This is a genomic window from Streptococcus halitosis (assembly GCF_003143695.2).
In the GTDB taxonomy this organism is placed as follows: domain Bacteria; phylum Bacillota; class Bacilli; order Lactobacillales; family Streptococcaceae; genus Streptococcus; species Streptococcus halitosis.
In genome coordinates this window covers 1-22581 of record NZ_QEMY02000007.1, presented here as the reverse complement: position 1 = coordinate 22581, position 22581 = coordinate 1, and the positions used below count along the sequence as shown (strand labels likewise).

At 40.8% G+C, this 22581-nt stretch carries 23 protein-coding genes, 1 pseudogene and 1 other annotated feature; of the genes and pseudogenes, 1 reads left to right on the top strand and 23 read right to left on the bottom strand.

Annotated elements, in window-relative coordinates:
- Positions 1–14: 14 nt before the first annotated feature.
- The 23 genes and pseudogenes from DB729_RS09290 to DB729_RS09180 form a co-directional block, all read right to left on the bottom strand.
- Entirely contained in the window at positions 15–1352 is a 1338-nt protein-coding gene (locus DB729_RS09290) for a sensor histidine kinase (protein WP_109289909.1), read from the bottom strand.
- On the bottom strand, positions 1342–2016 hold the full coding sequence (gene ciaR / locus DB729_RS09285) for a two-component system response regulator CiaR (protein ID WP_061416663.1): 675 nt from the start codon (positions 2014–2016) through the stop codon (positions 1342–1344). Before ciaR ends, DB729_RS09290 begins: the two co-directional genes overlap by 11 nt.
- Before the next feature lie 110 nt (positions 2017–2126).
- Positions 2127–4673 (bottom strand): M1 family metallopeptidase, encoded by a 2547-nt coding sequence (locus tag DB729_RS09280; RefSeq protein WP_109289910.1) that lies wholly within the window; start codon positions 4671–4673, stop codon positions 2127–2129.
- Between the two features lie 121 nt (positions 4674–4794).
- The gene (locus DB729_RS09275; RefSeq protein WP_084872927.1) at positions 4795–5235 is read right to left on the bottom strand and encodes an ASCH domain-containing protein; all 441 of its coding nucleotides are present in this window, start codon (positions 5233–5235) and stop codon (positions 4795–4797) included.
- Positions 5232–6080 (bottom strand): putative PEP-binding protein, encoded by an 849-nt coding sequence (locus DB729_RS09270; RefSeq protein WP_109289920.1) that lies wholly within the window; start codon positions 6078–6080, stop codon positions 5232–5234. Before DB729_RS09270 ends, DB729_RS09275 begins: the two co-directional genes overlap by 4 nt.
- A 43-nt stretch (positions 6081–6123) precedes the next feature.
- Positions 6124–6729 (bottom strand): DUF6707 family protein, encoded by a 606-nt coding sequence (locus DB729_RS09265; RefSeq protein ID WP_084921018.1) that lies wholly within the window; start codon positions 6727–6729, stop codon positions 6124–6126.
- A 61-nt stretch (positions 6730–6790) separates the two neighbouring features.
- Positions 6791–7147 (bottom strand): annotated as a pseudogene (locus tag DB729_RS09260) (Imm51 family immunity protein).
- Positions 7148–7577: 430 nt separating this feature from the next.
- Positions 7578–8000 (bottom strand): SMI1/KNR4 family protein, encoded by a 423-nt coding sequence (locus tag DB729_RS09255; protein WP_033584059.1) that lies wholly within the window; start codon positions 7998–8000, stop codon positions 7578–7580.
- Positions 8001–8017: 17 nt separating this feature from the next.
- On the bottom strand, positions 8018–8353 hold the full coding sequence (locus DB729_RS09250; RefSeq protein WP_109289911.1) for a hypothetical protein: 336 nt from the start codon (positions 8351–8353) through the stop codon (positions 8018–8020).
- A gap of 36 nt (positions 8354–8389) precedes the next feature.
- Positions 8390–9088: a 3-oxoacyl-ACP reductase gene (locus tag DB729_RS09245; RefSeq protein WP_109289912.1), complete on the bottom strand. Its 699-nt coding sequence runs from the start codon at positions 9086–9088 to the stop codon at positions 8390–8392.
- Positions 9081–9317: a DUF2829 domain-containing protein gene (locus DB729_RS09240; RefSeq protein ID WP_033684947.1), complete on the bottom strand. Its 237-nt coding sequence runs from the start codon at positions 9315–9317 to the stop codon at positions 9081–9083. The genes DB729_RS09245 and DB729_RS09240 overlap by 8 nt, the downstream gene beginning before the upstream one ends.
- Before the next feature lie 113 nt (positions 9318–9430).
- Positions 9431–10246 carry a kinetochore Spc7 family protein gene (locus DB729_RS09235; RefSeq protein ID WP_109289913.1) on the bottom strand — a complete coding sequence of 272 codons (816 nt, stop codon included), beginning with the start codon at positions 10244–10246 and terminating at the stop codon, positions 9431–9433.
- A gap of 113 nt (positions 10247–10359) precedes the next feature.
- Positions 10360–11385 carry a DNA/RNA non-specific endonuclease gene (locus tag DB729_RS09230; RefSeq protein WP_109289914.1) on the bottom strand — a complete coding sequence of 342 codons (1026 nt, stop codon included), beginning with the start codon at positions 11383–11385 and terminating at the stop codon, positions 10360–10362.
- A gap of 167 nt (positions 11386–11552) precedes the next feature.
- Positions 11553–13805: a glucosaminidase domain-containing protein gene (locus DB729_RS09225; protein WP_109289915.1), complete on the bottom strand. Its 2253-nt coding sequence runs from the start codon at positions 13803–13805 to the stop codon at positions 11553–11555.
- A 110-nt stretch (positions 13806–13915) separates the two neighbouring features.
- Positions 13916–14902, bottom strand: coding sequence for a dihydroorotate dehydrogenase (locus DB729_RS09220; protein ID WP_165442252.1), 987 nt, complete (start codon positions 14900–14902; stop codon positions 13916–13918).
- Positions 14865–15665 (bottom strand): dihydroorotate dehydrogenase electron transfer subunit, encoded by an 801-nt coding sequence (locus DB729_RS09215; protein WP_001070094.1) that lies wholly within the window; start codon positions 15663–15665, stop codon positions 14865–14867. Before DB729_RS09215 ends, DB729_RS09220 begins: the two co-directional genes overlap by 38 nt.
- Before the next feature lie 245 nt (positions 15666–15910).
- Positions 15911–16291 (bottom strand): lactoylglutathione lyase, encoded by a 381-nt coding sequence (gene gloA, locus DB729_RS09210; RefSeq protein WP_000157153.1) that lies wholly within the window; start codon positions 16289–16291, stop codon positions 15911–15913.
- Positions 16292–16348: 57 nt separating this feature from the next.
- The gene (rplT, locus tag DB729_RS09205) at positions 16349–16708 is read right to left on the bottom strand and encodes a 50S ribosomal protein L20 (protein ID WP_000124830.1); all 360 of its coding nucleotides are present in this window, start codon (positions 16706–16708) and stop codon (positions 16349–16351) included.
- Between the two features lie 51 nt (positions 16709–16759).
- A complete protein-coding gene (gene rpmI, locus DB729_RS09200) occupies positions 16760–16960 on the bottom strand; it encodes a 50S ribosomal protein L35 (RefSeq protein ID WP_001125942.1) in 201 nt (66 codons plus the stop codon).
- Between the two features lie 32 nt (positions 16961–16992).
- Complete coding sequence (gene infC, locus DB729_RS09195; protein ID WP_000848184.1) at positions 16993–17523, bottom strand: translation initiation factor IF-3; 531 nt, start codon at positions 17521–17523, stop codon at positions 16993–16995.
- 15 nt (positions 17524–17538) lie between these two features.
- Positions 17539–17670 (bottom strand) — a sequence feature (ribosomal protein L20 leader region).
- A gap of 73 nt (positions 17671–17743) precedes the next feature.
- The gene (locus tag DB729_RS09190) at positions 17744–19984 is read right to left on the bottom strand and encodes a DNA internalization-related competence protein ComEC/Rec2 (RefSeq protein ID WP_109289917.1); all 2241 of its coding nucleotides are present in this window, start codon (positions 19982–19984) and stop codon (positions 17744–17746) included.
- Positions 19968–20618, bottom strand: coding sequence for a helix-hairpin-helix domain-containing protein (locus DB729_RS09185; RefSeq protein WP_109289918.1), 651 nt, complete (start codon positions 20616–20618; stop codon positions 19968–19970). Before DB729_RS09185 ends, DB729_RS09190 begins: the two co-directional genes overlap by 17 nt.
- A gap of 66 nt (positions 20619–20684) precedes the next feature.
- Positions 20685–21254 (bottom strand): GNAT family N-acetyltransferase, encoded by a 570-nt coding sequence (locus DB729_RS09180; RefSeq protein WP_000443763.1) that lies wholly within the window; start codon positions 21252–21254, stop codon positions 20685–20687.
- A 176-nt stretch (positions 21255–21430) separates the two neighbouring features.
- Here DB729_RS09180 and ald point away from each other — a divergent pair, with 176 nt between their 5' ends.
- On the top strand, positions 21431–22543 hold the full coding sequence (gene ald, locus DB729_RS09175) for an alanine dehydrogenase (RefSeq protein ID WP_109289919.1): 1113 nt from the start codon (positions 21431–21433) through the stop codon (positions 22541–22543).
- Positions 22544–22581 lie beyond the last annotated feature (38 nt).

The window sequence follows — 22581 nt, the reverse complement described above, 5'->3', positions numbered from 1 at the left end:
ATATAACTGTCTTTTTATTTATTCTTACGTTTGGGAGGAGATTGGATAGCAATCTTAACTTCAAAAATCGTTCCTCTAGGCTTGTTATCTTTAACGGTAATCGTTCCTCGTAAGGCATCAACGATTTGCTTGGCCAAAGATAAACCTAGACCAAAACCGCCTTTCTGACGAGTTCTTGCCTTGTCTACACGATAAAAGCGGTCAAAGATTTTCTTCTTATCGGCAGCTGAAATCCCAATTCCGTTATCCGTTACGGATAGATAGAGGTGGCGATCCGTAGCATGGACCACAAACTCAATTTCCCCATCTTCTTCAGTATACTTAATGGCATTATCAAATAAGATGGTCATGAGCTGTTTTAGAAGCAACTGATCGGTCATAAAAGAACGATAAATCCGATTTTCATACTCAAAAATACGATCATTTTCAGAAGCAATCAACTCATAGTTGGCAAAGGTAGTCTTAAAAAACTGTGGTGATACTTCTGCTATTTCTGGTTTGATTCCATCATCTCGACGTGCAAGGTTGAGAAGATTGGTCGTGAGGAAACGCATGTTGCGAACTTCTTCAAGACTCGAAGCGATACTTTCGCTGGATTCCATAATCGTTGCCTCTGGTTTTCGAAAGAGAGTCTCTAAACGATTTTGTAAAACGGCCAAAGGCGTTCTCAGTTCGTGGCTCGCATTTTCAACAAAGGACTTCTGCTTTTGCATACTTTCCAGCAGAGGTTTGACACTGACACGTGCCAGATAAACACTGGCAATTAAAGATAGGAGCCAGAAACTGGCCATGACCACTACGATTAAATGCTCATGGTTTTGGCTAATCTGCTCAAGCTGACTAGTGTTGATCAAGATTGCCGCATATTTGACATTACTTGAAACAGTGGATGAATTGGTTTCCATCAAGATCATCCGGTAGGTTTCTTCCAGACCGTAGCTATTGACAACTTGGAGTTGACGAATGTGATTCAACTCTTTCTTATCCAGCTTGATCTTATCCAAACCTAAAAAACGATTACCCAGTAAGAGTTGGTTAAAATCCTTGTCAAAGAGCAAGACTTCCGTATTGGAGCTGACATTGGGTTTGATTTCAGCCTTGCTGGCATCCGCTGTTGCTGGTTGAATATCCTTGACTTCCTCAGTTGCCCGATTCAGGGCTAACTGGATAACCGCTTGGGGACTACTACTAAGAGCTTGGAGTTTTTCATCTACAGAAGTGTAGAGACTCGAGTGCATGACCTGGAGGATAATCAAGGTCATCGCAGAGAAGATCAGGGTGAACACTCCAAAGTTTCGAATAAAATAACTGAAATCATCCGCATACCATGTTTTTTTTAGTTTATTGAACATCTTTTAAAATATACCCGACACTACGCAAGGTTTGAAGATTCTCAGCAAAAGCTGTCCCCTTCAGTTTCTTACGAACTTTTGAAACATAGACTTCTACGACGGAAATCGTCGTATCGCTATCAAATCCCCATAGGCGGTCAAAAATTTGCGTCTTGGGAAGAATGACATTTTGATTTTGAAGGAAGTAAACTAATAACTCAAACTCTTTTCCGAGTAGTTCTACAGGAGTATCTTCCACTTTCACTTCATTCGTCGAAAGGTTGACGACAATATCTCCATAGGTCAATGTGTTTTCATTAAACTTACCTGAACGTTTGAGAAGGGCTTGAATCCGCATTTTGAGTTCTTCTAGATAGAAAGGTTTGGTGAGGTAGTCATCTGCCCCCAACTCAAAACCATGTCCCTTGTCATCCAAACTTTCCTTAGCAGTCATGATTAGTACTGGTGTTGAGATCCCTTTTTCTCGCAACTCTTTTAAGACTTGGAACCCATTTTTTTCTGGCAACATCAGGTCAAGCAAAATCAAGTCATAGACGCCACTTTCAGCTTCGTAGAGACCTTCTTCTCCATCAAAAACCTGCATAACATCTGCAAAATCATCTAAAAAGTCAAATACTGAGTTTGACAGACCTAGGTCATCTTCTACTAATAAGATTTTTATCATCAGAAACTCCTCCTTGTTACGATTATTATACCAAAATTGCCTTAAAAAAAACTCAACTCTCTCTTCTTTTCAGATAGAAAGTTGAGTTTTTTATTTACATTTCGAATGAATTAAGCTTTAGCATATTGGGCTACAACAGCTTCGACTGCTGCTTTCTCACGCTTGATCAAGTCAACACGCGCTGCGATATCCTTGATCCCCATACGAATGTTACGGCTAAGAGCAAGGTCAGAAAGTTGCGGTTCAAAGAATTCCTTGTACTCTGCCAAGCGTTGCTCTGTCTTAAATACATGGGCAGGTAGGATAACAAAGCTATCAAAGCTCATATCCCCACCAAGAGCTGCCTTGATCCAATCCCAGTTTTCACGCGCCCATACCCAAACAGTTTCTTGAGTTGTTTGATGATCTAGGAACTGGTAATACCAAGCAGACAAGTCTTGTGGTTTCACAACAAACTTATCCTTCCATGAGCCAACCAAGGTTTGAATATTGTCAGCATCTGTACTGTAGGCTAGAGCAGCTGCCAACTGGCGTTTGAAGACAGCATCTGTGGCATGAGTGTAGAGGTCCAGATAAGTTGCGACCAAGTTCTTTGTCTCATGGTGTTTCATCTCATTTATGAGAACTTGTGCACGGATGGCTGCTGGAAGTCCTGCAAGGTTCTCCTTATGAGCTGCAAAGATTTGGCTAGCGACTTGACTAGCTTCTGCATCATTGGAGCGAATCATCATGGAAATGGTCAACTGACGAACCAATTCGTCCTCATCTGATTCTCCATCTTTGGCTTCAAAACCAAGACGGTCATAGTTGTGACGAGCCAATTTAGCAACCAGTGCTTTGAAGGCTGTTTCAGCATCCGTTCCTTCATCAATAAAGCGCTCAAGGGCTGAAATCACTTGAGAAATAGCTGAAACCACCAGGTAAGACTCTTCCTTAGCAAGTTTATCTAGGACTGGGAGCAAGTCAGCATAAGAAATGTGACCCGCTTCAGCAAGCAAACGACGTTCTTGAACGATTTGTAGTTTGCTTGTGTTATCAAGTGTTTCTAAGTCAGCAAGAACAGCTTCTAACAAGTCTCCTTGATAATCTGTAATGTAGTGGGCTGTATTTTCAGTGTTGAGACGAAGGGCTCCTTCGTTTTCAGCAAGAAGAGCAGCATAGCCAGGGATTTCGATACTTTCAGTTTCAAGTGTATCTGGTAGACCCTTCCAGTTGCTGTTGAGTGGGACAACCCAGAGGCGGTTCTTGTCTTCGTGCTCACCGATGAAGAATTGTTTTTGCGAAATCTTCAAGACATCATTTTCAACTTTGACAGTGAGAACTGGATAGCCAGGCTGTTCCAACCAAGAATCCATGAAAGCTGCGACATCACGTCCTGATGCTTGTCCGAGAGCATTCCAAAGGTCACGACCGATGGTATTGCTGTATTGGTGTTTTTCAAAGTAAGCATGCAAGCCTTTAGCGAAATCAGCATCACCGAGCCAACGGCGAAGCATGTGCATGAGACGGCTTCCTTTAGCATAGACGATAGCGCCATCAAAGAGCGTGTTGATTTCATCTGGGTGTTTAACTTCGACATGAACAGACTGAACACCATCAGTCGCATCGCGTTTAAGCGCAGCTGGAACACCACCTGTTTGGAAGTCTTCAAAGATATTCCAACTTGGCTCGATGGCATCCACACAGACGTATTCCATCATGTTAGCGAAGCTTTCATTGAGCCAGAGGTCATCCCACCATTTCATAGTAACGAGGTTTCCAAACCATTGGTGGGCCAACTCATGCGCTACAACTAGGGCAACTTGTTGACGGCTAGCAAAGGTTGAGTTCTCATCTACAACCAAGTAAACTTCACGGTAAGTCACAAGACCCCAGTTTTCCATAGCACCAGCTGAGAAGTCAGGAAGGGCGATGTGAAGTGATTGAGGGATTGGATACTTAACTCCATAGTAATCTTCGTAAAACTCGATCGAGCGAACGGCGATGTCTAGTGAGAAATCAAGGTTAGATAGTGGGTGGGCTTTCGTTGAGTAGACACCGACGAGGGTACCGTTTTTAGTTTTAGCCGTTACCCCTTGCAAATCACCAGCAACAAAGGCCAACAAGTAAGAAGACATGCGAGGTGTTGTCTCAAACTTCCAGATGCCTGTTTCCTTACGGTTTTCAACATCAATTTCTGGCATGTTTGACAAGGCAACTTCACCTTCTGCTTGGTCAAAACGTAGAGAAAGGTCAAAAGTTGCTTTGGCTTCAGGCTCATCCACACATGGGAATGCTTCACGCGCAAAATGGCTTTCAAACTGAGTAGACAAGACCTCCTTCTTGACACCATCAACTGTGTAGTAAGAAGGGTAAATCCCTGTCATGTTGTCTGTGATTTTACCAGAAAAGTCAAGAACCACTTCAACTTTGCCAGCCTCAGCTAATTCGATATGAAGGGCTTCATTGTCATGGTCAACTGTAAACGGACGAGCTTGACCCGCAACTTCTACAGAAGCGATTTCCAAGTCTTTTTGGTGAAGGGAAATACGATCACTCTGTGCTTGACCAGTAATGGTCACCTTCCCAGAAAACGTCTTGGTCTCACGACTCAAGTCTAAAAATAAATCATAATGTTCAGGAACAAATTGGGTAATAAAATGTTCAACTGCTTGCATAGTTTTCTCCTATTCTAAGTTTAAGAGTTTTACTCTTCTTCAAACAAACTTATTATATCATGTTTTGCTTTAGAAAAAAGGATTGGACGGTAATTTCCAAAACTTTCTTCCTTCTGGCAGTCTACAGTGGGTAGACCTTACGAAATTCTTCCAAAACGACCTTGCTGTCAGGTGTAAAAGTCAGTCCAGCCTCCCTCATCCACTCGGTGAAAAAGTCCTCATGAACCTGGCGCCAATAGGCTAAAGATTTGTCTCCCTCACCTTCCTTGTAGGCATGGTCTGCAGAAACTTGATGAAAAGGCTGAACGGAAACCTTGGTAATTTCGACAATGCAGACAGCCTGATTTTGACTGTCTAAAATGACATCGAAGGTTCCTTCTTGTGGAAGAGGTTCGTCTTCTAGTGCGTAGAGGTCGTAGACTGAGGCGGTTGCTGTCTTTTCGCCTTTTAAAACCAAATCTGCCAAGAGATCTGCTTCCACTCCAAAAGCCCAGGCGTCTATCTCATCTCCGATAGAGGGGTTAATTTGCTTGTAAATATTCCACATTTCTTGCGGTGTCATAGATCACTCCTTTGTAATTTTTTACTTACTTCTTTTACACGTTTGAGGTGGTCTGGATGATCAATATCTAAATCAAAAATCTCTGGAATAGAACTATAGTGGATAATACACTTGATACCCATCTGATTCGTTTTTTGTATGAAAGAAGCATTCAGATAGCCTGCTACAGCAAAGTCAATCTTTTTCATCCTTGTTTTATCCTGCATATCTCTCAGCATATCTAACATTATTGGACTTTCCATATCATGCCATTGACTGTTTCTCACAGTCGAAAAAACAAAGGAAGTCAAATCATTCATTCCAACTACAATCTTTGAAATGCCAGTTTCCAGTATCCTGTCCAAGTCAAAATATGCTGACGGTAATTCAATCATTGTACCGACTTTTCCAGTAAAACCATGCTCACGCAATACTCTAATAGCTTGTTTTAATTGGTCGGCATCATTGACAAAAGGAAAAATAACAGACAGATTGGAATTGGTTTGATAAACTTCTGTAACGACATGTGCCTCAGCCTGAAATTCATTCGGACACGCCAGCAAACGCCTTATCCCTCTATATCCAAATAAGGGATGATTTTCATCAAAATACTCTTTAGTCCCCTCTAAACAATTAGCTTCTGTATTTGTTAACTCTGAAAAACGATACCAAACCTCTTCATCTGAGTACAAGGAGCAAATGGTATCTAGATAATCTTTTACAAATTGCTGACAACTTGCTAATAGGATGTTTTGATTAAGCTCTCTCAGTAAGTATTCCCCACGAATCATACCAACATGATGCAATAGTTGTGGGTAAACTTTTTCAACAATTTGCTCTCCACTAAGGGCTAGCTGGTTTTTCATAGCCATTCACCTCTTTCCATCCTTCAAATTTAGCCACACTTCCTCATCCCTTAAAAGGGAAAAGGCTAACAATACCTTGCTCCTTGATAAAGCTTTGTAATCTTTCGATTTGTTCTTCTATTTTAGACTGGATATCCGCCTCGTCCAGAGTTGATTCCGCACTAAACAACTGAAGTTTTAACAAGTCTGCTAAGTAAAGTAAGCGCCATTCAATTTCAGATGTAAAGGTCGAAGCTTGCTCGATTTTTGCAAGCTTTTGTTCCAAAGTATCACCATTCAAAAATCTCTGATGTACTCTCCTTCTTATTTTTCTAGTTGATTCCTCCCCAGAATCTAGTGGACTTAAAAGGAGATTTTGATAGATGGACACCTGATTTTCCGTCTGCTTTTCCATATAGGCCAACAAGACTATCGAACTCTCAACAAAGGTCCAACTATTATAATCTCCTTCAAAGGGAATTTGTAGCAAAATATCTAACAACTTTTTAGCTAGTTCTTTTTGACCATATAGATAGAGTAAATAAGCAAGGTGATTAAGAGACTCAAGATAGGAACAGTTGGTCTTCTTGTACTTTTTTAATATTTTTTCTACATAGGGTTTTAAATCAGAATGATTTTCCACTAGCTCAAATACTTCTATCAGCTTCATCTTCACTCCTTTGTGTCTTTTCCCTAGTCAAATATCTAGTAGTTAAAGCTTTTCTAATCAGCTAATCTAACTCTGCTCGACTAAACAAGTCTATCATAGACTCAGAATCGTCGCAAAACTCCTTAAAACCTAAAGCAAATGTTGCTAAGGCATCAATATTGGAAGAATAGGCACAAAACATACTTCCTTCTGGATCAAAGTCAATAGATTAGCTTAATTCAGGCATTTTTTCCTCTAAAAATATCAAAGCAAGAGATGCCCAATCGTATCCATTTCCTTCGAATCCCTCATCTTCCCGAGTGTCGAATACTTCCTGTCTGTATTCTCCATCAGGATAATAAATGAGCGACCCTCGAACACTTTGTCTCTCTTCATCATGGACTAAAAATTTAAAAGGTGAAATTTTTTTATTTACCATTTTGTAATCTATCATTTCTTGACTCCTTACTGTATTCGCTTATGTTTAATAGAACTATGCAAATCCAGCTTAGTTACTAGGCAAAGGGAATAAAAGTATCATGTTGATTATAATAAATTAAGGCATCGACCAAGTATTCAGGGCTTGCGTCTGGCTTTTCATCCAATGCACTAGAAGGACATCTATCAGATGCTCACCATAATATACCAGATTAAGATTTCTCTCTACTACTTCCCACAGGGTAGACATCTTTATCATCAACTACAACTGGATAATCCGACACCAAAATAAAGGCTATCGAAAGCCAAATTCCCTTCATCATTGTCATAGAGGCAAAAGTCATCTTGAGTACATTGTTCTAACTTAACTTGCTCTAAAATATCTGCTAGTGAAAAGAATTGGTGTTTACGTATGATTGCTCCTTTTATTTCTACTCACCTTCCACAAAACTAGTCAGAAAAGCCTCAAATGAAAGCCATTGACCAAAAATCTCAGCTCTTTCTTCTAAAACATAGTAGTAAACCTTGCCATAATCTTCTTCCCTTAGAGACAGAGCATAGTTTCCAGACCCAGGATCATAGGCAAAATGAAGGAGGTCTTTAGCCTGAAATCCAGCAGGAACAACCTCATCGTCAAACCAGTTGAGGGCCTTCTCCATCTCCTCTAATGAATAAAAAGCATTGAAAGGAAAGAGATGTTTGTCATCATGAACACCAGACACACAAGATTGACCACCATTGTACTTGAGATAAAAGTTTAACATGGCTTCCGGCAATTTCTTTCCAAGGTTCTCCTCAAATTGTAAAAGATCTTCTCTTGTAATTGGTTCATTCGCATCTGTTGCTCTCAGCATAATTATCCCTCCGGTTTTTACAATCTTTCTTCTAAGACCTTGTCAATAAAGTCATAGACAGTTGCAGCAACTTTTTGCATTTCTAAAGAGCCCAAAGCACCCAAATCATTTTCATAAATGCAATCATCAGCATTTTTCTTGATAAAGTAGGCCAAATCTCCCTCTTGACCAATCATAAAGAAGTCTGGTTCATCTACTTCTATCTGATAGGTCTCATTACGCTCTAAGAGATCCTCCTTAGCATATAAACAGATACCTGAGTCACCAATCTCATAAGGATCCACTTCGTCCCATTCTGATAAAAACTGATAATAGAGGCTTGGTAACACAAATGCGAACTCATCTCTTTTCATAGCTTACCTCCACATATTCACTAAATACCAACTATGCTACTTCAAAGACCAGCCACCATCAATCGTCAGGATTTGTCCTTGCATGGCGCTTGCTTTTCCACTTGCTAAGAAAAGGCTAAGGTCTGCTACTTCCTCTGGCTCAATCCAGCGCTTGATTGGCGTTTCACTAGCCACCCAGTCAGCCAATCCACCGGGTTCAAAGTCCGTAGCAGTCATAGCTGTCTTAACAGCTCCTGGAGCGATACCAAAGACCTGAATTCCAGCTTCAGCATAGTCTAGGGCCAACTGCTTGGTAAATCCTGCCAAGGCATGCTTAGAGGAAGTATAGGCATGACCACCTCCGCCAGCTAGACTTGAGGCAATCGAACACATATTGATAATGATTCCTTTTTTATTTTCCAGCATTTGTGTCAAATAATGTCGAGTTAGCTCAACAGGAGTTATGTAGTTTATTTCAAAAATCTCTTGAATTTCCTGCGCTGTTTGATCCAAAAGGGGTTTGTAAGCATCCAAAACTCCTGCAGTATTGCACAAAACATCCACATAAGGACACCAGTCAAAAATAGGCTCCAAGTCCAAGGTCAAATCTCTCTGTAAAAAGTGAAAATCACCCTCTAAGAGGGGATTTTCACCTTGGTCAACTCCATAAACTTGATAACCCTTCTCTAAAAAGAGTCGAGCTTGAGCAAGTCCGATACCTGAACTCACTCCCGTCATCAATACACGTCTAGTCATACACTTCTACCCAATCCGTTGCCAAAACATCACAAGGTGTCGGGCTCCACATGGAAAAACCTTCCCCTTCTCCAGACACGTTGATTAGGAAATAAGGCGTCACTTCAAGTGCAACCCCGTTTTGCTCGATGGTGTCAAAAAGTTGGACATAGTTTTCTGCCCCTCCCCAACCAGTTCGTACATATTTTTTCTTAGCCTTTAACCCAGGCAGGATTTCTTCAAATGTCATGGTGTTCTCCTTTAATTCTACATTCTTCAATTAATTATAACAAAAAACCGTTTTCCAACGGCTTTTTGACTGTGTCTCAGTTCAATAAAACAAATAGCTATCCAATTTTTTTATTATTTTAGTTCAATTAATTTATTGTAGATTTTCTCAGTCAGTTCTTTCTGTTGCGTTCCTGTTAAATGGTGCGAAGTGCGAATTAATATGGTTCCATAAACATAGTGTGATCCCGGATTCAAAGCAGTTCCATCAAAAGCACTAATATAAGTATTGCGTTTCTCTGCATCTTCTTTTGTCTTATAAACTTCTATATCTCCACCAGCATCATTACCTTTTTGAACAATATCTGAGCCTTCTACAGATTCATTCACTTGCTTGTCAACGAAATATACAGACGCTGTATATCCTCCTTGTTTATTTAATTTTTTATTAGGGTCATTATCCTCCGTAACAGATTGTACTCCAGTAATTGATTCAATTTCTTTGAGTCTTTCTTCAATAAAAGAACTAGAAGGATTTGTAATTTGTTTTAATTGAAGAATGCTATTTTGATAGTGAGTCAATTTTTCAGACAAATTCTTTTTTGTTTCACTATAATCTAATGGTTGACTTAATTCTTCAATTTGCTTCTCAATTTGCTCAGTTTGTTTTTCAATATCTGGTATTTTACGAAGTGAATCTTTGCTATCCTTTATAGTTGATTTCAATTCTTCCAATGTCTTAGAATCAAGAGGTTCTTCATCATTATCAACAACCTTTTCAGCCTCAGCTATTTGATCTTCAACTTCTTTATTTTTTTCATTTAAATCCTTTACTACATCTTTAAACTTAGTTACAGCAGCTTGATGAGGCGCATAGGATAAGAAATAGTACCCCAGACCAGAAATTCCTATGATGAGACACATTGACAATATCATTATTTTTTTCTTCATTTCAATCTCCAAAAAGTATTTAATATCTTCACAATTTTACTATAATACATCAAAACAAGCAACAAAAAACCGTTTTCCAACGGCTTTTTGACTGTGTATCTACTAAATTCTTCTTACCACTGCAATCCGGCTTCTCTGATTTCTTTCTTGGAAGCGAATTTACCATTTGGTCTGTGCCATCTTCCTTTTCTATCTCTAAAGTAGCCACCTGAATTTGTTGATTGCGAGTTTGATTCCTGGCTTTCTTCCTTTTCTTGTGTGGCTTGGCGAGCTTTTTCTTGCTCTTCTTCTTTTGCTTTCTTTTCAGCCGCTTCTTTTTCTTCAGCCTCTTTCTTGGCTTTTTCCTCAGCTTCCTTCTTAGCCTTTTCTTTTATCTTTGCATCTTCAACTGTATTTTTAGCAGTACCATCCAAGTAATTGATTTCCGCATTAGCTGAAACATTGTCTAAAACGACATGCGTCACTGAATACTGATCAACCTTTTCTTTACTACCACCCAGCTTGATTTCCAAAAGTTTACCATTTTCATCAATTCCCACATACTGCAATTCAATTTGTCTCGGAATCAATTCATCTTTCTGATAGATTGGGGTCACCTTGTAGTCAAGATAGTAGTTCGGATGGTTGGCCAACCAAGAGTCCAATCGATTTTCATAGTAAAGCATGCTACTTTGGTTTTGATCATCTGTTCCAGAATAATTTCCAGCATTGAGCCAGTTAGTCATTGGAACCAGATTCCTCTTTTCATCGTTTAATCCACTAAACTGGTACCCGATCAGATGGCCTCGACTCATCAACCAAGCTTCTTTTTTACCATCACCATAAAAGAATTTATAATTGTGCCATCCAACTGGATCATAAGTCAACTTGGACTCTCTCTTCTCAGTTGGCTCATCGCTGTCCTTAAGTTGAATATGAGCACCCGTTGCGCGTGATTTAGAATCTAATTCTCCAAGTTCTAGTTGCTTCTCATTTTTAAAAGGCAAGAGTCCAGCTTCTTTAAACAACTTCTCATCAAACTTGATTTGCTTCTGTTCAATTTTTTCTTCTGGGGCCTTTGATTCTGCCTTATGTCCAGAACAAGCAACTAGGGTTGTGATTGAAAGCAAGGCAATTGAGAAGGATAGTAGCTTTTTCATAAAAATCTCCTTTTTATATAGTAATTAGATTAATATCTCCTCTTACATTTTACTATCATTTTGTTAATTGTTCAAGAGTAAAAAGTCTGTTATTATACTATTTATCCTCCAATGTCCAAAACAAAAACGATAACCACTTTTCAGTAGTTACCGTTGATTTCTTTTGATCAGTCTTTCCCACCAAGTTTGCTGTTGATAGTCATCATGATGCTGGCTATCTTCTCACCCCAGTATGGATCAGAAGCATAGCGAACATTCATCCCGGTTGCTTTATTTCCAAGGTGGTCTCTGCCGTAGTCAATGTAATTCTCACGGATCCACTTGGCTGCTCCAAGGATTCCTTTATCCACATTATCAAAACTCTTGGCTGAGAGATATGGGCTAGTATCATAAGCAGCAATACCAAAGAAGTTGTTCTTATCTCTGGCAATTTGACTGCGACCCCAAGCACTTTCAAGGGCACTATGTGCCATCAAGTAAAGGGCATTGACACCGTAGCGTTCCTCAGCTTCTTTGAAAGTCGCTCCTTTACCCGCAAGAGGACTATCCTGCAAGTTCATCATCGAATACAGTTTATCCAACTCAGCTGCACTATAATTACTTGGTTCTCTCAAGTTTTTATAAAGGAAAGGATTTTTAATGGTAAAGCCATCAAAATGCTCACCATCAGTTGAGTAGTACTTCTTACCAATAACCATAGCAGATGTGTGTGGAGCTACTTTGATACTCGTGTAAGGAGAGAGTTCATGGTAGAGGAATTTCCCATCACTAGTATAATGAGGGATAAATTCGCTTCCTTCATCCACTGCTGTCAAATCACTTTGATTCATATAGCCAGACAAGCCAGAAATCGAAACTGCAAGTCGGCCACCTTTTCGCGTCGAGCTATCCAGTGAAACGATGCTTCCCTGATTAATGTAACTCAAGATTTCTCCAGATGCACTGTAGACATAGGCTGTGATGGGTTTAACTTTGTAATATTTGGTTTTATCCGCAACATGCCATTTACCGGAGGCATCCAAGGTATGACCATCTACAGTCTCGTTTTTTGCCATGTAACCGCCTGATTTAAGGTAGTACCATGATTGGTCGGATGAATCGTAGATAAGCTCTTTCTCAGCCATCTTCCCGTTTGACTTGAGGTAGAACCAATTGTTCTTGTACCACACCCACTCACTTGCAGCCATATAACCGCCAGATTTGAGATAGTAGTAACCATTATCCCATATCCATTCTTTATTGGCATAATTTCCATCAGAGTTGATATAGAACCATGAGTTATAATTCTTGTCAAAGAGCCAACCTTTACCAGCTTTTGCTCCACTACTCGTCACATAGCTGCGGTCAATCCAAGTTTCTGTGGAGAGGTAGCCACCGGATTTGAAATGGTAATCCTTACCTTTGATGATTTGCCAACCTTTTTCAGCATAGGTTCCGTCAGCTTTCAAGTAAAACCATGAGTTATAATTCTTGTCAAAGAGCCATTCCGATTTCAGTTTAGCTCCACTTTTAGCAACATAGAAGCGGTCAATCCAACGTTCAGTAGAAAGATAGCCTCCAAATTTGAAATGGTAATCTTTACCTTTAATCGTTTCCCAGCCTTTTTCGGCATAGCTACCATCAGCTTTCAAGTAAAACCAAGAATCATAATTCTTATCAAAGAGCCATTCCGATTTCAATTTAGCTCCACTTTTAGCAACATAGAAGCGGTCAATCCAACGTTCAGTAGAAAGATAACCGCCTGATTTGAAATGGTAGTCCTTCCCATCTATAGTTTGCCAGCCATTTTCAGCATAGGTACCATCTTGTTGAATGTAGAACCAACTGCTATAGTTATCATCATAAATCCAACCTTGTTTGACCTTATTACCATTTTCTGACAAATAGTTCTTACCAAGCCAAGTACTTTTCAGCATTTTCCCTTGAGAATTGACATAGTACTGGTCTTCACCTTGAGTGATCCACTCATCCTTGGCCATCTTGCCATCTTCTTTAAGGTAATATTTTTCCTGTCCTTGAGTAATCCACTCGTTTTTAGCTCTCTGACCATCAGCCTTAAGGTAAAGCCAGCTCTGTCCTTCTTGGTCAAAAAGCCACTGGTCCTTGGCCTTGGCACCATTAGCATTGACATAATATTGGTTGACCCAAGTATTTGTAGCCAAGATTCCATTAGCATCAAAATAGTAGTCCTTACCAGCAACAGTCAACCAGCCGTTTTCTGCACGTTGTCCATCAGCCTTAAGATAAAACCAATTCTGATACGTTTGGTCAAAGATCCATTGGTTGGTTACTGGTTTTCCATCAGCTTTGAGGTAGGTCTTTCCTTGCCAAGTTCCCTCTTCTGCTTTTGCTGTCTCCACTACAGTAAAAAAACACCCCAATAAACCAGCACTTACTAGGGCCACTTTCCATCGTTTCATTTAAATACTCCAATAACGTTTTCTAAACCCTATTGTAACATAGTTAACCGACGGAAATATTACAAATTGATGAAGATTCTATTTCTTGTTGACAATAAGGAAGACCTAGCTTATCTCAGACTGGCTTTGACTTCCTTACGGAGATCTTCCAAACTGCTAATGCCATATTTGTCCATAACTTTTGGTAAATTTTCGATGATATCAGGACAGGCATAAGGATTGGTAAAATTGGCTGTTCCAACTCCGATGGCAGACGCTCCAGCCAGATACATTTCTAGTGCAGCCTCTGCCGAATCCACTCCTCCCATTCCAATGATGGGCAGGTCTGTTGTTTGGGCAACTTGACGGATGAGTTTGAGGGCTACTGGAAAAACTGCCGGGCCAGACATTCCACCTGTTCCATTGGCCAAGATTGGTTTGCGAGTTTTGAGGTTAAAGCGCATACCGACTAGAGTATTGATCATGGTTAAGCCACTTGCCCCTGCATCTTCTGCGGCTTTGGCGACGGTGACAATATCTGTTACACTAGGAGTAAGCTTGACATAGACTGGCACATCAGAGGCTTCCACAGCCGCTTTTACCACTTCATAAGCCAAGTCAGGATCTTGCCCAATCAGAAGTCCATGATTGCCGTGATCTACATTCGGGCAGGAGATATTGAGCTCGATAGCTTTTACATTGGCTGCCTTGGAAATTCCTCGAGAAACGGCAGCGTACTCTTGTTTTGAAAAGCCAGCTACATTAGCGATGATAGGAAGATTTGGGTATTCTCTTTCCAACCAAGGAAGTTTTTCAGCCAAAACAGCTTCTAAACCAGGATTTTGTAAACCGATTGCGTTGAGCATACCAGCAGGTGTCTCTGCCACCCTTGGAGTTGGATTGCCAAAACGGGGTTCAAGTGTCGTCGCCTTGATCATAATAGAGCCTAAAAGGTCTAAATCATAGTACTTGGCATACTCTTGACCAAAACCAAAACAGCCTGATGCTGGTATAATTGGATTTTTCAAATCCAAACCAGGAAGAGAAACTTGTAAACGATTTTTAGTCATAATTTTCTCCTTATAACACAACTGTTCCTGTGCGGAAAACAGGGCCATCTTCACAGACGCGTTGACTGACAGTCTCACTATCTGGCACTTTTAGAACGCAGGCATAGCAAGCCCCCATCCCACAAGCCATACGAGATTCCAGAGATAGGTAGGCTCTTGGGTGGTCATAAAAGGTTTGATTGATGTACTTCATCATTCCAGGTGCCCCACATGAGTAAACCGCATCAAATTGACTACCTAAATCATTGATAACAACAGAAACATTTCCCTTGATGCTATAAGAACCATCATCTGTCGTTACAAATACCTGACCATATTGGGCCAATTCGGTTTCGAGAATAACAGCATCCTTAGTCGCAAAACCGAGGACTGTCACTACTGTCACCCCACGCGCATGCAATTCCTTAGCCACCTCAAGCAAGGGTGGAACACCGATCCCACCACCAACGAGGAGAACTTGGCTCTGATTGTCTAAATCAGACAAGTCAAAACCATTTCCCTGAGGCCCCATCACATCAAGAGTATCTCCCTGACTTAAGGTTGAAAAAATAGCGGTTCCAGCACCCTCTATCCGATAAATGAGATGACACTGCTTATTTGCCTTGTCAATAGACGAAATTGAAATAGGACGGCGCAAGAGATGGGCATCATCAGGCACACGTAGATGTAGAAATTGGCCTGCTCGCATAGCTTCAACCATTTCTCCTTCTAGAACTAATTCAAAGATTGCTGGCGCAATTTCCTCCTGTTCAACCACCTTCATGGTTTCCAAACGAATGGCACCCAAACGCTTCTTACATGTGGGATTCATGATTTTCCTCCTTAAATTTAAGGGGACCAGATAAAGAAAAGGCCTTGCTAATGCAAGGCCTCAGTTAGGTTAGGCTAGAACTCATGCGCACACTTAAAAAGTCTCCACAGAGAGTCCCCTATCCCTTTTATCTGACACCTTGTGAGTCTCTCTGGACTCCCCTTAAAGGTTAAATTTGTATTAGTATACCCTTTCAAAGAAAAAAAGTCAAGTAGAAAACGAACATTCTACTTGACATTACTCGATTATTTTTCACGAATCACTTCGACTTTGTAGCCATCAGGATCCTTGACAAAGTAATAGTTTGGTGCAGTTCCTGGTAGACCATTTGGCTCAGTCACTTCATATCCTTTTGCACTGTGCTCTTGATGAAGCGCTTCAAGGTCAGGTGTACTGAGGGCGATATGTGCAAAACCATCTCCCACCACATAAGGGCCGTGATCGTAGTTATAAGTCAATTCCAACTCATAGTCGTCACCCTCAAGTCCTAGATAGACAATCGTGAAGGCATGATCTGGAAAATCTCTGCGACGCAATTCTTTAAATCCAAAAGCATCTTGATAAAATGCGATTGATTTTTCAAGGTTTTCTACTCGCAAACAAGTGTGTAGCATTTTTGAAGCCATATATTCTCCTTTATTTTTAAAAAGACTGGGACAATCCTGTTCCAGTCTTATCAATTATTATTTACCAAGTTTTGCTTTAGCTGCATCTGCAAGAGCTGTGAAAGCTGCTGCATCATTAACAGCCAAATCAGCAAGCATTTTACGGTTAACTTCGATTTCAGCCAATTTCAAACCATGCATCAATTGTGAGTATGAAAGTCCGTTCAAACGAGCTGCCGCATTGATACGAGTGATCCACAATTTGCGGAAGTCACGTTTTTTCTGACGACGGTCACGGTATGCATAGTAGTAAGAGTTCATTACTTGTTCTTTTGCAGTACGGAACAAGATGTGTTTAGCTCCATAGTAACCTTTTGCTAATTTAAGAATACGTTTACGACGTTTGCGTGATACAACGCCACCTTTAACACGTGCCATGTTTTATTTCCTCCAAATATTTCCTAGAATTGTTTACTTACTATTAGGCTATTATTTCAAGCGAGTAAGCATTGCTTTGATACGTTTGAAATCTCCTGAATGCACCATAGATGCTTTACGAAGATGACGACGTTGTTTCTTAGTTTTTCCGTGGAAACGGTGAGAAGTGTAAGCACGGAAACGTTTAAGTCCACCAGAACCTGTACGTTTGAAACGTTTAGCTGATGCGCGGTGTGTTTTTTGTTTTGGCATGATTTTTTCTCCTTTATTTAACTTTCTGACAATTATTTTTTGTCAGTTGCTGGCGCCAACTGCATGAACATTTGGCGTCCATCCATCTTAGCTCGTTGTTCGATGATTGCAATATCTTGTGTTGCTTCAGCAAACTCGGCTAAAACTTTTGCACCAATCTCTTTATGGGTGATCATACGCCCTTTAAAGCGAATGGATACCTTAACTTTATTTCCTTTTTCAAGGAACTTGCGTGCATTGCGAAGTTTTGTGTCAAAGTCACCCTTGTCAATAGTTGGACTCAGACGAACTTCTTTCACAGTAACAACACTTTGTTTTTTACGTTGTTCTTTTTGCTTTTTCTGATACTCAAATTTGAACTTACCGTAGTCCATAATTTTAGCAACAGGTGGTTTTGCTTGGGGTTGAATCAATACTAAGTCAACATTTGCACTATCAGCCAATGCTTGCGCTTCGCTGAGTGGCTTGATGCCTAGCTGTTCTCCCTCAAGACCGATCAAGCGAACTTCACGTACACGAATTTCATCATTGATGAATAAGTCTTGCTTTGCTATGGTTTTCACCTCTTTTTTATTATTAGAGAAAAACAATAGCGGACTCGTAATGATACAAGCCCGCACGTTATGATAGCGTTTCTTAGAAACTTTTCATCCGTAGGGCCAGGCAACTTGATGTCACAAGGCGAGAAGCTCTCACTTCTGCTTTTCTCAACTTTTATATGATACCAAGTTTTCTATCCCTTGTCAAGATAAAAAGTCAATTTTTCGAAAAACTTTGTCTATTTTATCGCACCGTTTCAATTCGCCAACTATTCCATCCTTTAAAGCGGATAGCCCCTTGCTGGTCAGTTCTGTAAATCTTACTCTTGATACTTTCCATTCGTGTCAAGGTTTCCTGATGGGGAAGTTTCGCACGATTGTTTTTTCCAACTGAGATGAGAGTAATTTCTGGTTTGATTTTTTCTATGAAAGCTGGATTGGATGATGTTTTAGCACCATGTTGGCTTGCTTTCAAGACATCCACCTCTAAGTCAGGATATTGCTTTAGAAGATCCTTCTCTCCCTTCTCTTTCAAGTTTCCAGTAAAGAGAAAATGCTTATCCAAGAGTTTTCCATAAAGAACCAGAGAATCATCACGATTCCTATCTCCAATCTTCCTTGGAGATAGGACTTCTAAGTAACTGCCAAAAATCGGCAAGTTCTCCCCTGCTGCCACACTGCGCACCTCGGTTTGGCTTGCTTCTAGCTCCGCTACAAATTCCTTCTGTGTCAGACTTCCTTTTGATACTAAAATCTCTCCGACATGGAAAGCCTTTGTTACTTCTAGCAAATCGCCAACATGCTCCTTGTCTGTATTGGTCAAAACCAGCTGGTCAATCTTCTCTACTCCTCGACTTTTAAGATAGGGAATCAAGGTTCTCTGGGCATTGCTGGTCGTCGCCTTTTCTTGCCATTTTTCAATTTTCTTATCAGACTCTGCCTTGCCTCCCACGTCTATGAGAATGGTTTTTCCAGTTACATCCCGTAGGAAAATACTTTCTCCCTGCCCTACATCCAGCATGGTAATTTCATTTTCCAGAGGATGCTTGATTAAGAAAAAGAGCCCTATGACAAAGAGACTGAATCCTGCTAGTCTTTTGATGTTTTTCCTAAAATCATACAGTATTGCCAAGGAAATTAACAGTAGAATCAACAGCCATGCGTTGGGTTGTCCAAAGACCAAGGGCCTACTTGCCATCTGTGAAACCAAGCGAATGATGCCCTCCAACCACTCAAAGACAAAGTTAAACTGAGTGACTGGGTAAACAAAAGACAGAATGAATAAGATGGACAAAAGCGGTAAGAATACCACATCAAACAGAAAAGAAAAGACAAAGGTCAAAAGGATAGACCAAGGCTGAAATTCTGCAAAATAGAAGGATAGAATGGGCAATATTCCCAAGGAAATGACCAGACTTTCTCTAGCAACAGCCTTGATCCCATCGCCTTCTTTGCTAGTCATAGTCAAGATAAAAGCATAAGCGCAGGACAAGACCCCTCCAGCTGTCAAGAAAAAGTTGGGCATGATGATAAAGAGGACAAGGATCGTCAAGGCAAAATTATCCAAACCTTTAACACCATGTTGGGCTAGTAACTTTTGCAAGAGACTGCGAATGACCGAAGCTGAAAATCCTGTCAGACCTGCATAGATAAGAGAAAAGGGATAAGTTAGCCACTTCAACTTTTCTTGAGTCAAGCCCAATTGCAAGAGGAGTTTCTTAAAGGCATCCATGAAAAAGCCCACCTGCATACCCGACAAGGCAAAGAGATGGATAATTCCAAGACTGGAATAGAGCTCATTCATCTCCTCAAAGTCTGTGTCCAAATATCCCAGCAAGAGCCCAGTCATATAATTGCGCATAGGATCTGGAAAGTGCGTCTTGATCCAAACTACAGCCTTTCGACGTAAAGCCGACAAATTTTCACCTATATCCCAACTGTTAACCTTTTTAAGTGACTGGATGTTCTTGATAGTCAGTGTCTGGTAAATCCCCTGAGTCTTCAGATAGGCTCGGTAGTCAAATCCACCAAAATTTCTCTGCCCTTCAGGCTCTGAAAGTTTTCCTTCTAGCTCTATCTCGTGAAGGTCTGTTAAGGTCTGAAAGAGCTCTTTCTCCTCCTCAGACTGGAGTTTATAGTAAACTTGGAAGGTGCGGCCCTCAGCCTTGCCCCGAAAGGACAGACTGTCTCCATTGACTTTGATGGTATCTGGTAAAATTCGTACCCTTTCAACAGAATCCACTAGGTTTTGACTAGCTTGTGTCTGTTGCCAGTTTTGAAACAAAAACCAAAATCCGAAAACTCCACAAATCGCTAAAACTTTTCCAGCAGATTTCCATAGAAATTGGAAAAAGAGACAGACAAGCAAAAAAACAAAACCTAGCAGTGAGAGATAGGACGCTCCAAAAATGGCATAGTAAAGCCAGAGCAATAGAAAACTCAGATAGATTAAGGGAATTGGGAAATTCTTAATCCACTGTAACATAGTCTTTTAACTTTTCTATGGTCTTGGCACCAATGCCAGAGACCTTCTTGAGTTCATCAACCGACTTGAACTTGCCATTTGCCTCACGATGGTCGATAATATCCTGGGCTCGTTTTCCTCCCAAGCCTTTGACCTGCTTGAGTTCTTCCAGACTAGCTTTATTGAGGTTGACCTTCTTATCTTTACTTGTCGAAGAAGTCGTTCCAGAGGCAGTCTGCTGACTAGCTGATTCTTCTCCCTTAGTTGGAACATAGACAAGAGCCTCGTCACTGACTTTCTGTGCTAGATTAAGCGACTTACTATCTGCTTCCTCTGTCAATCCACCCGCCTTCTGAACGGCATCATGAACTCGACTTCCTACTGGCAAATCATAAATCCCTGGCGATTTGACAGCACCTTTGACATCCACTGTGATCAGATCTTGTTCAGGAGACTCTTCCTTTTCTTCCTTCTTGACTTCCTTTTCAGACGATGAATCCTTTGAAACGGCCGAGACTTCAGCTTGCAAGTTTGTTTCTTTCACAGGTGTCTGTGTAGATGGCTTTAGTAGGAAAAATCCGCCTAAGGCCAAGCCTAAAACAGCACAGATGACAATGATTTTATACTCTTTGATTTTCTCGATAATTGCTTCCATATTTTCTCCTCTCTTAAGTTATTCGCAAGAGAAAGAAAAAACAGTCGAAAATTTCTTTTCAACTGCTTATTTATTTGCAAAATAGTCTTCCTTAGTCAAGACATAATGAACCCTTGTGATAATTCGACCTGGTTCTTTGTTATCCATTCTAGCATAGGGTTCTTCGTGGGAAAAGCGCATACCTGATTTCTCCATGACCTTTCCTGATGCGGGATTATCCTTATCGTGAAGAGCGGTCAACTTGTTCATTCCAACTTTCTCAAAAGCCAGCTCAATCACGGCGCGATTGGCTTCTGTCGTCAATCCTTGATTCCAATACTTTTTATTGATAATGTAGCCAATAGCTGCTTTTTTGAGAATGTGGTCAATCTTGTGCAAATCAATAGTTCCAATAAACTGACCATTGCTTTTTAATTCGATTCCCCAACGGCCCAAGGGATTAGACAAGTAAAACTGAGCAATGTTGTTCTTAGTTTCTTCTAAGCTTTGATTTGTTGGAAAAGTGTATCGTGTATTTTCTCTGTCTGAAGCATACTCAAACATAGCTTCTGCATCATCCAAGGTTACAGGTCGGAGCAATAAACGCTTCGTTTCTATAGTTGGGTACTGGGCAAATTTCACAAATATTGATTCCATACTTTTCCCTCCATTAGAGCTTGATTCTCACTAGTCTAGCATAAATAAATTTGGATGACAAGTTTTTCTTGATTTTTGAAGCGGTTTCATATACAATAAAACCATCACATTTTTGATTTATGAACTGGAATGTGACAACCAAAACAAGACCGTCAATTGAAAGGTAGGTTATCTCTATGTTAATCGGAATCCCAAAAGAAATTAAAAATAATGAAAACCGTGTTGCCCTCACTCCTGCTGGCGTCCACAGTTTAGTCAGTCGTGGACATCGTGTTCTCATCGAAACAAATGCTGGTCTCGGTTCAGGATTTACTGATGCAGACTATCAAAAGCAAGGAGCTGAGATTGTCGCAACTGCTGCTGAAGCCTGGGCAGCCGAATTAGTCGTGAAAGTAAAAGAACCACTAGCTTCTGAATACGGTTATTTGCGCGATGATCTTCTCCTCTTCACTTACTTGCACATGGCCGCTGCACCAGAATTAGCAGGTGCTATGTTAGCAGCCAAAACAACAGGAATTGCCTATGAAACTGTTCGTGACAATCAAGGACAACTACCACTCCTCGTTCCTATGAGTGAGGTTGCAGGTCGTATGGCTGTTCAAATCGGAGCTCACTTCCTTACTAAGCAAGCTGGTGGTTCTGGTGTCCTACTAGGTGGTGTGCCGGGTGTTCCAAAAGGAAAAGTAACCATCATCGGTGGTGGTGTCGTCGGTACACATGCTGCCCGCATTGCCCTTGGACTCGGTGCTCAAGTGACTATTTTAGATATCAGTGCCAAACGCCTCTCAGTACTAGAAGAAGTCTTTGGGAATCAAATCCAAACTCTTATGTCAAATTCATTCAACATTGAAGCAAGTGTGAGAGATGCCGATGTGGTAATTGGAGCGGTGCTTATCCCTGGTGCCAAGGCTCCGAAATTGGTGACAGATGAGATGGTCAAACAAATGCGTCCAGGCTCTGTCATCGTTGACGTTGCCGTTGACCAAGGTGGCGTTATCGAAACAGCTGACCGTGTGACAACACACGATGAACCCGTCTATGAAAAACACGGTGTTCTCCACTATGCCGTTGCCAATATCCCTGGTGCGGTTGCTCGTACTTCAACCATCGCCCTAACCAATGTCACTCTTCCTTATATCGAAGCTTTGGCTGGAAAAGGGTTCGCACAAGCAATTGCTGAAGATGAGGGCTTGCGTCAAGGTGTGACCACTTATCAAGGTTACTTAACTAGCCTACCAGTTGCTCAAGGACTCGATAAAGATCATACGTCTATCGACGAACTTGTTTAAAGCTAGACACTCATTAAAAAGAAAAAGAGCAGTTCAAA

Bases quoted from the DNA above. Each gene is read 5' to 3' on its own strand.
- DB729_RS09290 (WP_109289909.1), bottom strand. From the start codon at position 1,352: ATGTTCAATAAACTAAAAAAAACATGGTATGCGGATGATTTCAGTTAT.
- ciaR (WP_061416663.1), bottom strand. From the start codon at position 2,016: ATGATAAAAATCTTATTAGTAGAAGATGACCTAGGTCTGTCAAACTCA.
- DB729_RS09280 (WP_109289910.1), bottom strand. From the start codon at position 4,673: ATGCAAGCAGTTGAACATTTTATTACCCAATTTGTTCCTGAACATTAT.
- DB729_RS09275 (WP_084872927.1), bottom strand. From the start codon at position 5,235: ATGACACCGCAAGAAATGTGGAATATTTACAAGCAAATTAACCCCTCT.
- DB729_RS09270 (WP_109289920.1), bottom strand. From the start codon at position 6,080: ATGAAAAACCAGCTAGCCCTTAGTGGAGAGCAAATTGTTGAAAAAGTT.
- DB729_RS09265 (WP_084921018.1), bottom strand. From the start codon at position 6,729: ATGAAGCTGATAGAAGTATTTGAGCTAGTGGAAAATCATTCTGATTTA.
- DB729_RS09255 (WP_033584059.1), bottom strand. From the start codon at position 8,000: ATGCTGAGAGCAACAGATGCGAATGAACCAATTACAAGAGAAGATCTT.
- DB729_RS09250 (WP_109289911.1), bottom strand. From the start codon at position 8,353: ATGAAAAGAGATGAGTTCGCATTTGTGTTACCAAGCCTCTATTATCAG.
- DB729_RS09245 (WP_109289912.1), bottom strand. From the start codon at position 9,088: ATGACTAGACGTGTATTGATGACGGGAGTGAGTTCAGGTATCGGACTT.
- DB729_RS09240 (WP_033684947.1), bottom strand. From the start codon at position 9,317: ATGACATTTGAAGAAATCCTGCCTGGGTTAAAGGCTAAGAAAAAATAT.
- DB729_RS09235 (WP_109289913.1), bottom strand. From the start codon at position 10,246: ATGAAGAAAAAAATAATGATATTGTCAATGTGTCTCATCATAGGAATT.
- DB729_RS09230 (WP_109289914.1), bottom strand. From the start codon at position 11,385: ATGAAAAAGCTACTATCCTTCTCAATTGCCTTGCTTTCAATCACAACC.
- DB729_RS09225 (WP_109289915.1), bottom strand. From the start codon at position 13,805: ATGAAACGATGGAAAGTGGCCCTAGTAAGTGCTGGTTTATTGGGGTGT.
- DB729_RS09220 (WP_165442252.1), bottom strand. From the start codon at position 14,902: ATGGCCCTGTTTTCCGCACAGGAACAGTTGTGTTATAAGGAGAAAATT.
- DB729_RS09215 (WP_001070094.1), bottom strand. From the start codon at position 15,665: ATGAATCCCACATGTAAGAAGCGTTTGGGTGCCATTCGTTTGGAAACC.
- gloA (WP_000157153.1), bottom strand. From the start codon at position 16,291: ATGGCTTCAAAAATGCTACACACTTGTTTGCGAGTAGAAAACCTTGAA.
- rplT (WP_000124830.1), bottom strand. From the start codon at position 16,708: ATGGCACGTGTTAAAGGTGGCGTTGTATCACGCAAACGTCGTAAACGT.
- rpmI (WP_001125942.1), bottom strand. From the start codon at position 16,960: ATGCCAAAACAAAAAACACACCGCGCATCAGCTAAACGTTTCAAACGT.
- DB729_RS09190 (WP_109289917.1), bottom strand. From the start codon at position 19,984: ATGTTACAGTGGATTAAGAATTTCCCAATTCCCTTAATCTATCTGAGT.
- DB729_RS09185 (WP_109289918.1), bottom strand. From the start codon at position 20,618: ATGGAAGCAATTATCGAGAAAATCAAAGAGTATAAAATCATTGTCATC.
- DB729_RS09180 (WP_000443763.1), bottom strand. From the start codon at position 21,254: ATGGAATCAATATTTGTGAAATTTGCCCAGTACCCAACTATAGAAACG.
- ald (WP_109289919.1), top strand. From the start codon at position 21,431: ATGTTAATCGGAATCCCAAAAGAAATTAAAAATAATGAAAACCGTGTT.